We start from the raw sequence: 13037 nt of genomic DNA, 5'->3' as shown, positions 1-13037 counted from the left end.
ACCGAACGCGCCGCTACGAATCAGCAGCCACTTCTATTCCCGCAACAACCTTCTTCGTTTTCCCTGCTTGACGGGAATCGCCAGCGCTCTATGCTGGCGGTTGCTTCTGCAACATCTGTTTAATTGCGTGATCCGACGTCGCGCGTACTCCTGCCTCCCTATTTGCGCGCGCTACGCCGCTTTCATCCGTCCAGCCCTGCCGCTTCGCCGCGTAGGTCCAGTCTCCGCGTCGAATCGAACAACGATCATGGAGACGTGATGTTCCACCAGTTTCTGACTCCCATCGGCAATTCGCTGTTGCCCTCGTTCCTCGTTGCCGCATTGCCCATTCTCGTCGTGCTGGTGCTGCTCGGCTGGGCACGTCGTCCGGCGTGGCAGGCTTCGCTGGCCGGCCTCGTCGTCGGATTGCTGATTGCGATCGTCGGCTGGCACTTTCCCGTCGGCCTCGCGCTCGATTCCGTCGCGGCGGGTGCGGTGTTCGCCTGCTGGCCCGTGATGTGGATCGTCGTCACCGCGATCCTGCTCTACAACATCGCGCAGCATTCGGGCCGCTTCGCCGCTTTCCGCATGTGGATGATCGACAATCTGCCCAACGACCGGCGCATCGTGCTGGTCGTGATCGGCTTTTCGTTCGGCGCGCTGTTCGAGGGCATTTCGGGCTTCGGCACGCCGATCGCGATCACCAGTTCGCTGCTGATCCTGCTGGGCTTCCCGCCGCTCGAAGCGCTGACCTTCACGCTGATCTTCAACACGGCGCCCGTGGCATTCGGCGCGCTCGGCGTGCCCATCACGGTGCTCGGCGCAGTCACCCACCTGCCCACCGACGCGCTCGCCAAAATGGTCGGCCGCCAGTTGCCGTTCTTCGCGCTGCTGCTGCCGTTCTACGTGATCGGCGTGTATGCCGGCTTTCGCAACATGCTGCGTGTGTGGCCCGTGCTGCTGGTGTCGGGCGGCAGCTTCGCGCTGACGCAGTTCTTCACGTCGAACTTCATCAACTACAGTTTGACGGACGTGCTGTCGTCGCTGGTTTCGCTGATCCTGACAATTGCCTTCCTGCGCGTCTGGCGCCCCGCCGCCGATCCCGCGTTCGCCGTCAACGTCGATCGCGTGAACGAGACGCGCGGCAAGATCACGGGCGCGGAAGGCTGGTATCCGTGGCTGATCGTGTCGGCTGTCGTAATCATCTGGACGATCGCGAAGATCTTCATGATCGGCGACGTGAAAGTGCCTTGGCCGGGTCTCGACAAGGCTGTCTTCATCACGCTGTACAACGCGCCGTACGGCGCGATCTGGGACTTCCAGCCGCTCGCGACAGGCACCGCGATTCTCGTCGCGGCGATCATCACGGCGTTCGTCGTCAAGCTGAAACCCGGCGACTTCGGCCGGGCGATCGTCGATACATGGGTGCAGACGCGCATCGCCATTCTGACGGTGGCGACCATCGTCGGCCTCGCGTACCTGATGAACTATTCGGGCATGAACTACACGCTGGGTCTCGGCGTGGCATCCGTAGGCGCGTTCTTCCCGCTGGTGTCGGCATTCCTCGGCTGGGTCGCCGTGTTCCTGTCGGGCAGCGATACGTCGGGCAACGCGCTGTTCGGCAACCTGCAGGTGGTCGCAGCGAATCAGCTGAACCTGAACCCGGTGCTGATGGCCGCGACCAACTCGTCGGGCGGCGTGATGGGCAAGATGATCTCGCCGCAAAACATTGCCACAGGCGTCGCGACGACCGATCTCAAGGGCAAGGAAGGCTATGTGTTCGCGAAGACCTTCAAGCATTCGATGCTGCTGACCGTCCTGCTCGGCATTCTCGTGTGGCTGCAGCAGAACGTGCTGCAATGGATGATTCCGCACTGACGCCTGTGTATGGCAACGCGGTCGCGACACGCTTCGCGCCCGCGTGATAGCGCCGATTCCTGACGGCGAATTGTCGATTCTTGCTGTTTCATCTCAACGTGAAACGACGCGCGTAATCCCGGTGTTAGCATGCGTACGCATCGCGACTCAACTGCGCGCGACACCTTCACGATGAATCCAGTCAACATCTTCCAGCTTCTCATCCTCGCCGCACTCTGGGGCGCGTCGTTCCTGTTCATTCGCGTCGGCGTGAGCGACTTCGGCGTCGCGCCGCTGATGGCGCTGCGTGTGGGCATCGGCGCGCTGTTCCTGCTGGCCGTGCTCGTCGCGCGGCGTCCGTTGCGCGAGTCGGCGGCGACGTTGCGCACGCGCGCACTGCCGTTGCTCGTCGTCGGCATTCTCAATTCGGCCGCGCCGTTCTGCCTGTTCGCGTATGCGGAGATCACGCTGTCGGCGGGCGTCACCTCCGTGATCAACGCCACCACGCCGCTGTGGGGCGCGGTCGTCGCCTTCCTGTGGCTCAAGGACCGTCTGAGCGTGCTGCGCACTGTCGGTCTCGCGATCGGCTTCGCGGGCGTGCTGATGCTCGTCTGGGATCAGATCGCCACGCCGGGCGGCGCGAACATTTCGCCTGCGACGACGGCGCTCGCGGCCGCCGCCGCGCTCGGCGCGACGCTGCTATACGGCATCGCCGCCAGCTACACGAAAAAGCATCTGACTGGCGTCGACGCGCTGACGGTCGCGACGGGCACGATGATCGGCGCGACGATCGTGCTGTTGCCGCTCGCCGTGTCGTCGTGGCCCGCCGCTGCGCCGTCCATGAAGGCGTGGGGCTCGGTGATCGCGATGGGCGTCGCGTGCACGGGCATCGCCTACATGCTGTTCTTCCATCTGATCGCCGTCGCCGGTCCCGCGCGTGCGATCACTGTGACGTTCGTGATCCCCATCTTCGGCATCCTGTGGGGCGCACTGTTTCTCAGCGAGCATGTGTCGATGGGCATGCTCACGGGCTGCGCGGTGATTCTCATCGGCACCGCGCTCTCGACGGGTGTCATCAAGCGGATTCCTGGCTTTGGCGGACGCCGCGTGAGCGAGCGCTGCTGATTCGCCGACCTGCCCTGCGTTGGACCTGCTGGTAACGCTAGCGGCAACACAAAAAATGGCCCGCGCTCCAACCATGGAGCGCGGGCGAAACCGCCGCCCTACGAGGATAGGCGACGGGGCCACCGAGACGGGCGCGCCCAGACGCCCGTCCATATCCCGCGATAAGCACATCGATGCGCAGCGGGCGCAAAGCCTGAGCAAGTTCACGGTCAGACTTCCCGCGAATCCCGTTGCCTCAGGCTCAATCTCGGGGCAATTAAAAGCAGCTAGCGTGCCAAACACGCGCGCTGCAGCTTGTCTCGCGCAAACGCTTGATAGGGTGTGGAGAATCGAAATGGATAGCGTTGCCGGCCGCCGTGTGCGGCGCATGTTACGGCGTAACGTCACGTTACGCGCCGGCGCGACGGGTGCGGCCCAGCGTTGTCATGGTCAATGGGTGTTGCGCGGTCCGTGAAGTCCGCGCCGCGCCACGTAGCACATCACAGCAAGCAATCAGGCTCACAATCCACATCCGGCAAGGCATGACGTCGGACCGGCTCATTTTTTGAATGTTGGCCTGATCGACAACGCGACGGCGATAAAAAAGCCCGCGTGACGATATCCGTCACGCGGGCTTTTTTCAGGCGGCCGCGCGCGGGGCGCAGCCATCGGCGTCAATGCAGCTGATCGACCATCAGCGACATGATCTGCTTTGCTTGCGGCGACGAATCGACATCGCCCTTGTCGTCGACGACGGCGACGCGCGTCTGGTTCGGCGTCACCGCGCGCACGTTCACGCGATACTGCTTGGCGACCTTCTCCTTGCGGCCGTGGAACACCTGGCTCCAGAAGCCCTGCTCGGCCGACGTCATGTCCTTCGGGTCGACATAGCGGACAAAGTAGAGGCCGCGCGTGAGATCGCGGTCGTCGACCGTAAAATTGCTGCGGTCGAGTGCGAGACCGACGCGCAGCCATGCGCGGTCATACGGCTCGCCAAGCGTCAGCTCGGTCGACGAGAACTGCGCCGACGTATCCGCCGACGACGGATCGCGCATGGGCGTCTGTCCGGCCAGCGCGACGTTCTGCGCAGCCGTTGCGGCCGCCGCCGATTTCGCGCCGCTCGTCGCCGCATTGGGCGACGTTTGCGAGCCGGCCGGCGATACATCTGCCGCCGCATTCGCAGTACGCGTGCCCGTGTCGTTCTTGGCGAGCGTCGCCATCAGGCGCTTCAGGTATTCGGTTTCGAGCGCGGGATCATTCGGCTTCGGTTCCCACTTGCTGGTGTCGTTGTTCACGCCGCTGAGCGCTTCGCGCAGGCCCTTCTGGCTGATGAACACATACGTGCCGCCGTTCGGCGCCGCTTCCAGACGGGTGCGGTATTTGTTGCGCTCGGCCGTCACGTACGAGTTGCCCATCGCCTTCGACAGCGTGCTGCGGATCAGGCCGTCGTTGATGGACGGATGCGTTTCGTTCCAGTCCGTCTCCATCACGCCCTTGTCGCGCTGGTCGACGACGAGCAGAAAGCCCTGCTCCTGCCAGAAACGGCGGATTTGCGGCCACGCCTTGTCCGGGCTCTGATTGTCGAGGACGAGCCAGCTTTCCGTGCCGTCACGCTGGATGTGCATGCCGGCGACGGCGGGTGCGACCACTGCCGTGTTCGGCGCATCGCTTTGCACCTGCTGCAACGTGGACAACGAGGTCTGACCGCTTTGCGGCGGCAGCGAACGCTGGTCCGCGGTTTCCTCGAGCATGTTCGGCGGAACAGCGAGTGACACTTCCTTCGATTTCGAGTCGCTCTTGTAGTCGATCTTGGTCGGCGACGACGTGCCGCAGCCGGCGACCAGACCGCCTGCCATCAGCAATGCTGCAAACCGCTTGGTAAGACGAAGTTCAGTCATGTTCCAGGAATCCTTCCTATAAGCCACGGAAGCCACGGCAAGTCCGTGGACTAACCCATCATTTTACCGGCCCGGCGACGCGAAGTGCAAAAAGCGCGGCTTACCGCGCCTCATTTAGCCGTTCGGTCGAGGCCCGATTGACCCGTCCGCTCGCTTGCGACAGGAGTTCGAATGACGAACTTTCGCGTAGGGGCCCCGCGCCGCAAAAAAACCGCACGCATCATCTCACAATGAGCCGGGAAGTCTCCATTTTGGCCAGGTCTTCGGCTCGATATTTAACGTTTCGCCACAGTGTTTTGCGCGGCTGGGAGGCTCGATCGCCTTGCGCTATGTCATTGATTTTCATGAATGAAATGTGCGCGGTCGAGAGGTTGTATGGCGAGGCACGCACGTAACGTTTCTGCGCTCGCAAATCGCATCTCAAAACCTCGGTGTTATCTTGAAATAACGATCTCAAAAATAAATCCGAGGGTCCGAGGGAGTTGCACATGTCGTTCACCACTACTCATCCGGCGACCGCCATCGCCGCATCCGTCGTATTCGCCCTGTGCGCTAACGGACTCGCTACCGAGGACGCACGCGCCCAGCTCGGCGGCACGATGCCCGCGTCCCAGGTCACCGGCAATCCGGCACAGCGGGTGTTGCCGGGCAGCGCGGCGCGGGTACGCTCGACCGTCGATGCAGGCGGCACGACCATCAACGAGTATGCAACGGGCGACGGTTTGATCTTCGCCTACGCGTGGCAAGGCCCGACCATGCCGGATCTCACGCGAATGCTAGGCCCGTATTCCGAGCGTTATCGCGCGCGGGCAGCGGCGCAGTTCGACGCGACGGGACATCTTCATGCATCGCGCGTCGAGCAAGCGGACGTCATCGTTGAATCGGGCGGACAGATGCGCAGTTATGTCGGTCGGGCGTGGCTGCCGGCGGCCCTTCCAGCCGACGTTTCGCTCGCCGATCTGCGCTGACGGGATGTCCCATGAATACCGTACTAATAGACGCAGCTCGCTTTGCGCAGGGAACGATCGTCGCGCTCGCCACACTGGTCATAGTAGCGGGATGCGGCGGCGGCGGTTCCAGCACGACGAACACCGCCGCGAATTCGCCCCAGTCGACACCCGCTTCGCCTGGCGCGACGGCCAGCAGCCCGGCATCGGCCAGCGTGCCCGCGCCCGCGAGCGCGCCCGTCGCGACAGTGCCGCAATCGACGATCCCCAATGTTCACCCCGTCGTCGTCACGTCGACGCCCACGCAGACCCGTAACATGCTCACGACGAGCGTGACGGTATGCGTGCCCGGCACGTCGAATTGCGTGACGATCGACAACGTGCAGGTGGATACGGGTTCGCAGGGCCTGCGCGTGCTTGCCTCACAATTGCCGGCGAGCCTGGTGCTGCCAGCCGTGCCCGCCACACCACCGGCGGGCACGGCAAACACGGTCAACGGGGAATGCAGCGTGTTTGGAACGGGCTTCACCTGGGGCGCCGTGCGCACCGCCGATGTCCGCATGGCCAGCCAGCTCGCGCCCGGCATCCCGATCCAGGTGATCGCCGATCCTTCCGTCCCGACGGTGCCCTCCGATTGCGCCGCTTCGGGCCTGCCAATGATGACGCCCAGCGCGCTGCGCGTGAACGGCATTCTTGGCGTCGGCCTATTTTCCGCCGATTGCGGCGGCGGCTGTATCTCGTCGGCCTTGCCCCGTTGGTATTACGCGTGCGACTCGACGGGCTCGTGCACATCGACCAGACAGCCCCTTGCTCAACAGGTGGCCAACCCCATCAGCCAGTTTGCGCTCGACAACAACGGCATCGTGCTCGACCTGCCCGCCGTGGGGCCGAACGGCGCGGCGACGTTGGCTGGATCGATGATCTTCGGCATTGGCACGCAGGCCAACAACACGCTCGGCAACGCGACTGTGCTGAAGGCCAACACGACGAGTGGCTATGTGACAACCTCCCTCAACGGACAACCCTATTCACAAAGCTTTTTCGACAGCGGTTCGAACGGCCTATTCTTCCCGAGCACGACACTCGCGCGTTGCGGCTTCTGGTGGTGCCCCGCGTCGACGCAATCGATGACGGCGACGGTGACGGGCACCAACGGTGCATCGGCTTCACCGGCATTTTCGATTGCCAACGCGCAAGCGCTGTTCGCCACCCAAAACAATGCGTTCAATAACCTTGGCGGCCCCTCGAACGCGTTCGACTGGGGGCTGCCGTTCTTCTTCGGACGGCGGGTCTACACTGCGATCGAATCGCGCCTGACTTCCGCCGGCAAGGGACCGTTCTACGCGTTCTGAACCTTCCGCTCAGGCGCGGTGATGAACGGTCGTGTCGCGGTGGATGGCACGGGTGTCAAAGAAACGGACCCCGTGCCAGATCACCGGCGTCAGTTGCCGAGCACGATGCCGACACCAGCACGCACAATCGTGCTGTTACTGCCCGACGACGCTACGCCAGCATTGAGGTTGATCGTCCCCTTCTCGTTCCAGCGCGACACGCCCAACCCGAATGCGGCCTGGCCGCGATAGCCGGCGACACCAGCGTTGAGCGTCGTGCGTCCGGGCAGATACGGCGTAACGATCTGCAAGGCAGAAGCGGAGGCAATGCCTTTTCGCGTGCTTCGGTCGAGATCGTTGATCGACTGATAGGTCTGGTCGACGGCCGTATTCAACTGGTTCAGGTTGACCGCGTCCGTGCCGAGCGTGCCGGGCGCGACGTTGACGATCTGCCGCTCGCTGCCGGCCTGACCCACCGAGACGGTATTCGCCCGATCCGCAACCGAGCCTGCCCCGAGCGCAACCGAACCGCTGGCGGTGGCCTGGCTCCCCGCGCCAAACGCCGACGCGTTCGCGCCACTGACGACGGCCTGCGCGCCGATGGCCGTCGCCGCGGCGGCATTGGCTCGCGCACCGCCGCCGATCGCAGTTGCCTGAACGCCATTAGCGAGCGCGGCTGCGCCTACCGCCGTAGCATGGGTACCTGTCGCGGAAGCGGCTTCCGTCGCGGCATCTCCATTCGCGCTCACGAATGGCGTGGACGCCGTTTGAACGTTGATGACGCTGTTCAGTGCGTCGTTCAACTGACTGAGGTTGACGGCGTCGCCAGCAAGCACGCCATTCGCCAGATTGTGAATGACAGTGCCGCCCGCCACGCCTTGCCCGAGCGTCACGCTCGCGTAATCGACCTGGCCGCCCGCGTTGTCATAGACCACCGCGCTCGCCATATGACCATTGCCGTCAACCAGCCCCGCCTGCTTCAACTGGGCGACGTTGACTGCGTCGGTGTCGGCCGTACCTGCGGCGACATGCGTGATCTGCCGCTCGTTACCCGCCGATCCCACCGACACCGAATTGGCGCGATCCACCACCGCGTTCGAACCGAGCGCGACCGAATTCGAAAACGCAGCCTGCGCGCCGCCGCCGATCGCGACGGACTCCACGCCTGTTGCCAGCGAGTCGGCAAGTGTCGAATTGGCATGGAAGTAGCGCGGTTCCACGCCGTTGTTGATCACGTTGCCGAGTGCGATGTTGAGGTCATTGATCGCGCTGGTGTTGGTCGTCACCCGGGTATCGAGATTGCCGAGCGCGTCGCCGACATTGCGAAACACGCTGCCGCCGACGCGGTAGGTCGGTGCCACGACCGTGCCATCGGGAGACACCGACGCGCCGCCACCGAGTGCCGACGCAACACTTGCGCTCAGCCCGTACAGTTGGCTACCGTTGATCGCGTCGCGGCTGGCAGCATCGACAGCACCGTTGGCCACGTTGCCGAGCCGCACGGGCGCACTTGCCGTCACGCCGCCCAGCGTGACGGCGTCGTGTGCGGGCGAGTCGTACATGACGGCATCGGCCAGACCCGACGACACAGCATCCCGCAATTGTCCGACGTTGACCGCGTCCGTGGTGGCCGTGCCCGCTGCGACATTGACGATCTGGCGTTGCAGCGTTGCATTGCCCACCGACACCGTGTTCGCCCGGTCAGCCTTCGCGTTCGCGCCCAACGCGACAGCGTTGTCCACGAGGACGACGCTGTTCGCCCCCAGCGCCAGGCTGTCTGTGGCGTTCGAACCGGTGAAGGCGTTGAAGCCGAAAGCGAGCGAGCGCTGCCCCGTCGCAACTGAAAACGAACCGAGCCCGAGCGAGTCGCTGCCGTCCGCCGCCGCCATATAGCCGATCGACACCGCCCGGTCCGCATTGAAGCCTGTCGACGCGCCATAGCCGATCACCGTCGAGTTCATAGCCAATGCTGCCGACAGCGAGCCGACCGCAGTTGATCCGGTGCGCGCCGCGCCCGCCCCTGCTCCGACGGCCAGCGCGTTGTCGCCCCACGCATCCGCGGACGGCCCAACGGCCATTGTGTTCAGGGTGTTCGCGGCCGTGGTGGGCGCGCCCGTCATGACGTTATTGCTCACCGCGATGTAGTCGGTGACGGGGGCAGCGCGCGCCGCCAGCGGCGCCCCTACCATCGTGCCGACACTGATCGCGACGGCCACCCCTGCATACCCGCGGCGGTCGAAGCGCCCTTTCCCGCGGCGAACCGGCGAAGAAGCCCGCTCACGTCCAACATCTGTTCCACTTTGCAAATTGCTCATCCAAAACCTTGGTACGAGTAACAACCTCTCCCCTAGAACGCGGCAACGTACGGGGCGCGGCGCATTTGCTTCGCATACCGAATCAATGTAATTACAGTATTCGAAAAACAGTTGCGCCTACGCGTCCGCAAGGATGCCTCCTACGTACCGCCACTTCTTCGATGTCGGTTACGACAGGCAAATCCTACGGAGACGCTTCATCCGTCAATACAAGAAAACTCCCAAAGTCGGAATTATTCGATGGGGGGACGCGACGCGCGTCGAGCGGCCACGCCAGCCGCACGACGCGCGTCCGATGATGAGCAAGGGAAAGTGAGCAAACCAGCCGGACCAAAACCGGCGAGACAGAAGCGGGGTTACGCGCCCCGATGGCGATGAAACCTAGCCGCGCTACGAGCCGCCGCCCGCCAGCACCTGTTCGAGCGCCATAGAACGTGCGGCTTCCTCGGCTGCTTCAGGGGTATCGAACACGCTGCCGGACACATGGACCTGATGCCATTCGGGTTTATCGGCGGCGTCGCGGAAGATGCGAAAGCGCGCGCAGTAGCCGCGCGGCGTGACGGGCACTACGTCGATATCGACGGATGCGCCTTCAATCTGATGTCTGACGAAGCCGTCCATGCTGCCCTCCTGACATCTGCGTTGCACGCGGAAATCCTAGCATGGCGGGAGTGCGTGCGTTGCAGCATGGCCGAACTGCGGAGGGACCGCCCGCATCACTCGTCGGCGTGCGATCCGTCGTCCGGCGACGTGTCTTTCGCGAGGCGTGCCGGCGCCAGCCAGCGGAACCCGCTCTGCTGGCCGTTGGCGTCGTACGTGCACTCGGCAGCGGCGGGCACCGCTGTCGTTGGCGGCTGAGTCCTGGCGATCGCGGCCACGACGGGCGCGAGCAGCCCGGCTTCCAGGATATTGGTGTTGGGCGGCTTGGCGACGGCGGCTTCCGAAGCCGTCTGCGGATGCACGAGCGTGCCTTCGACGACCACGCGGCTGCCATGAATGCCCGAACCCGCGTGCACCACCTTTAACGTGTCGCTGCCTGAAAGCTCGCTCGCCGACTGCCGCATGGTCTGCTCGCATGCGCTCGTGTTTTTATACACGTCCGCGCAACCCGCGGACAAAGCGGCGGCAACCATGCAGCAGGCGATAACAGGCGTACGGGTCTTCATCGATCTTCCATCATTCGGGGCGACGGCCATTGTAGCGTAGCTGTCCGCAGCCGGCATGAAGCGCGGGCGCCACAACGAAACAAGGGCGCCCGCAGGCGCCCTTGCAGCGATGCATCGAGCCCGCGTTCAGTCTTCCCAGCTATCGGGCAGGCTCTGCGTGAGCGTCGACACGAAGCTCGCAGTTTCCGGCTGCTTCGGCCGCGTGAAGATGTCGCGCGAATGACCCTGCTCGACGATCGAGCCGTTGCTCAGAAACACGACATTGCGCGCGATCGATGCCGCAAGCCGCAAGTCATGCGTCGCCATCAGCATCGTCATGCCTTCCTTCGCGAGCTGGCGCAGCACTTCCACCACTTCGGCGGCAAGGCCCGGATCGAGCGCGGAGGTCGGCTCGTCGCACAGCAGCACTTCCGGCGAAGGCGCAAGCGCCCGCGCAATCGCGACGCGCTGCTGCTGGCCGCCCGACAGCGTGACCGGCCACGCATCGGCCTTATGCGCGATGCCGACCTTTTCCAGCAGTTCGAGCGCGCGCACCCGCGCGCGTTCGCGGTCCCACTTCTGCACGGTGAGCAGCCCTTCCATCACGTTCTCGATCACCGTGCGATGCGGGAACAGCTGGAAGTTCTGGAACACCATGCCCGTGCGGCGGCGAATCGCCAGCACTGCTTCTTTCGACGGCTTCTCCGTGCGGCTGAACTGGATGCGCTGGTCGCCGAGTTCGAGCGAGCCGGCTTCGGGAATTTCGAGCAGGTTCACGCAGCGCAGCAGCGTGCTCTTGCCGCTGCCCGAAGGCCCGATCAGCGCCGTCACGTTGCCTTGCGCGAGCGCGAGATCGACGCTGTTCAGCACGCGATGATCGCCGAAATACTTTTCGATCTTTTCGAGGCGGATCATCGTTCAGTTACCCGATGTGAAAAGCGCGTGACGGCCGAAGCGGCGTTCGAGGCGCACCTGCGCGGACGACAGCACCGAACTGAACACCAGATAGATCAGCGCGGCTTCCGTATAGAGGATCAGCGGCTCGTAAGTCACCGAGGCAATACGCTGCGCGGCCTGGAAAATTTCCGGCACGGTCAGCACGGCGGCCAGCGACGTGTCCTTCACGAGCGCGATAAACGAGTTCGACAGCGGCGGCAACGCGACGCGCGCCGCCTGCGGCAGGATCGCGCGGCGCAGCGCCTGGCCGCGCGTCATGCCCATCGAATACGCGGCTTCCCACTGGCCTTTCGGGATCGACTCGATCACGCCGCGTATCACTTCCGAGTTATACGCGCCGACGTTCAGCGAGAAGCCGATGATGGCCGCCGTCAGCGGATCGAGCACGATCCCCACGTTCGGCAGGCCATAGAAGATGACGAACAGCTGGACCAGCAGCGGCGAGCCGCGAAACAGCCACACGTAGAACCGCACGACCGCCACCGACCAACCCGGCCCGAACAGCCGGATCAGCGCGACGACGAACGCGAGCACGATGCCGATCGCAAACGACACGAGCGTCAACGGCACGGTGAATACGAGGCCCGCGTACAGCAGCGGCCACAGCGATTCACCCATCAGGTGCAACCATGCAGGCATGATTCAGACTCGCCTTGTCGCTTACTTGGAAACGTCTTTGCCGAAGTACTTTTCGGAGATCTTCGCGTACGTGCCGTCGGCCTTGATCTCGGCCAGCGCCTTGTTGATGGCGGCCTGCAGTTCAGGATTGCCCTTGCGGATCAGCACGGCCGAATGGTCCGAACTGTCCGACGAGGTATCGATGGCGGCGATCTTCACCTTCGCATCCGGCTTGTGCTTCTTGAAGTCGAGGAACGACAGCGAGTCGTTGACCGTCGCGTCGACGCGGCCCGATGTCAGCAGGTCGATCGATTCGTTGAAGCCCTGCACGGGGATCACTTCGGCGCCGTGCGAGGCGGCGATCTTGCCGAAATTGCTGGTCAGCGTGTTGGCCGACTTCTTGCCCTTCAGGTCGTCGAAATTCTTGATCGTGGTGTTGTTCGATGCCACGATCAGCGCCGCGTGCGACACGATGTACGGGTCCGAGAAGTCGTACTTCTGCTTGCGCGCGTCGGTCACGGCCACTTCGTTGATGACCGCGTCGTAGCGGTTCGCGTCGAGACCGGCGATCAGGCCGTCCCATTTGCCTTCGACGAACTCTGCCTTCACGCCCAGCTTGGCCGCGATCGCGCGGGCAATATCGACGTCGAAGCCCGTCAACTGGTTCGACGAGTCGTGGTACGTGAACGGCGCGTACGTGCCTTCCGTGCCGACCTTGAAGGCGCCGGCGGACTTGATCCTGGCGAGGTCGTCAGCGGCGAATGCGGCCGTCGCCGTTGCGACTTGCAACAGGCCGATCAGCAGAAGGGATCGAATCGACTTCATAGAGTGTGCTCCGAGGTTCGTTTTGTCCGGTTTTGCGCGTTGTCTGCAGGAACACCCGTCC

Annotated in this window: 11 protein-coding genes; 4 read left to right on the top strand and 7 right to left on the bottom strand. The window is 63.9% G+C overall.

Going from position 1 to position 13037, the window contains the following annotated elements; genetic code table 11:
- Window positions 1–258 precede the first annotated feature (258 nt).
- Together C2L66_RS05530 and C2L66_RS05525 are read left to right on the top strand one after the other, a co-directional pair.
- Window positions 259–1857: an L-lactate permease gene (locus tag C2L66_RS05530; RefSeq protein ID WP_060601479.1), complete on the top strand. Its 1599-nt coding sequence runs from the start codon at window positions 259–261 to the stop codon at window positions 1855–1857.
- 129 nt (window positions 1858–1986) lie between these two features.
- Window positions 1987–2961 carry a DMT family transporter gene (locus C2L66_RS05525; protein ID WP_060601482.1) on the top strand — a complete coding sequence of 325 codons (975 nt, stop codon included), beginning with the start codon at window positions 1987–1989 and terminating at the stop codon, window positions 2959–2961.
- Window positions 2962–3614: 653 nt separating this feature from the next.
- Here C2L66_RS05525 and bamC read toward each other — a convergent pair.
- On the bottom strand, window positions 3615–4838 hold the full coding sequence (gene bamC / locus C2L66_RS05520) for an outer membrane protein assembly factor BamC (RefSeq protein WP_060601485.1): 1224 nt from the start codon (window positions 4836–4838) through the stop codon (window positions 3615–3617).
- Between the two features lie 488 nt (window positions 4839–5326).
- Between bamC and C2L66_RS05515 the strand changes: the two genes are divergently transcribed.
- Both C2L66_RS05515 and C2L66_RS05510 read left to right on the top strand, forming a co-directional pair.
- Window positions 5327–5806: a DUF2844 domain-containing protein gene (locus C2L66_RS05515; protein WP_060601488.1), complete on the top strand. Its 480-nt coding sequence runs from the start codon at window positions 5327–5329 to the stop codon at window positions 5804–5806.
- An 11-nt stretch (window positions 5807–5817) separates the two neighbouring features.
- Window positions 5818–7137: a DUF3443 domain-containing protein gene (locus C2L66_RS05510; RefSeq protein ID WP_060601491.1), complete on the top strand. Its 1320-nt coding sequence runs from the start codon at window positions 5818–5820 to the stop codon at window positions 7135–7137.
- An 89-nt stretch (window positions 7138–7226) separates the two neighbouring features.
- Here the strand turns inward: C2L66_RS05510 and C2L66_RS05505 are convergent, their stop codons facing one another.
- From C2L66_RS05505 to C2L66_RS05480, 6 genes are all read right to left on the bottom strand, one after another.
- Window positions 7227–9332 (bottom strand): YadA family autotransporter adhesin, encoded by a 2106-nt coding sequence (locus tag C2L66_RS05505; RefSeq protein WP_060601494.1) that lies wholly within the window; start codon window positions 9330–9332, stop codon window positions 7227–7229.
- Window positions 9333–9821: 489 nt separating this feature from the next.
- Window positions 9822–10052: a hypothetical protein gene (locus tag C2L66_RS05500; protein ID WP_035990479.1), complete on the bottom strand. Its 231-nt coding sequence runs from the start codon at window positions 10050–10052 to the stop codon at window positions 9822–9824.
- A gap of 95 nt (window positions 10053–10147) precedes the next feature.
- On the bottom strand, window positions 10148–10597 hold the full coding sequence (locus C2L66_RS05495) for a hypothetical protein (RefSeq protein WP_054934333.1): 450 nt from the start codon (window positions 10595–10597) through the stop codon (window positions 10148–10150).
- Window positions 10598–10723: 126 nt separating this feature from the next.
- Entirely contained in the window at window positions 10724–11491 is a 768-nt protein-coding gene (locus tag C2L66_RS05490; protein WP_035990474.1) for an amino acid ABC transporter ATP-binding protein, read from the bottom strand.
- A 3-nt stretch (window positions 11492–11494) separates the two neighbouring features.
- Window positions 11495–12172, bottom strand: coding sequence for an amino acid ABC transporter permease (locus C2L66_RS05485; protein WP_054934313.1), 678 nt, complete (start codon window positions 12170–12172; stop codon window positions 11495–11497).
- 21 nt (window positions 12173–12193) lie between these two features.
- Window positions 12194–12976, bottom strand: a complete 783-nt coding sequence (locus tag C2L66_RS05480) for an amino acid ABC transporter substrate-binding protein (protein WP_054934312.1) — start codon at window positions 12974–12976, stop codon at window positions 12194–12196.
- Window positions 12977–13037: the final 61 nt, after the last annotated feature.

This window comes from Paraburkholderia caribensis (assembly GCF_002902945.1).
In the GTDB taxonomy this organism is placed as follows: Bacteria; Pseudomonadota; Gammaproteobacteria; order Burkholderiales; family Burkholderiaceae; genus Paraburkholderia; species Paraburkholderia caribensis.
The sequence above is the reverse complement of the archived record's forward strand: the minus strand, read 5'-3'. Positions and strand labels throughout refer to the sequence as shown.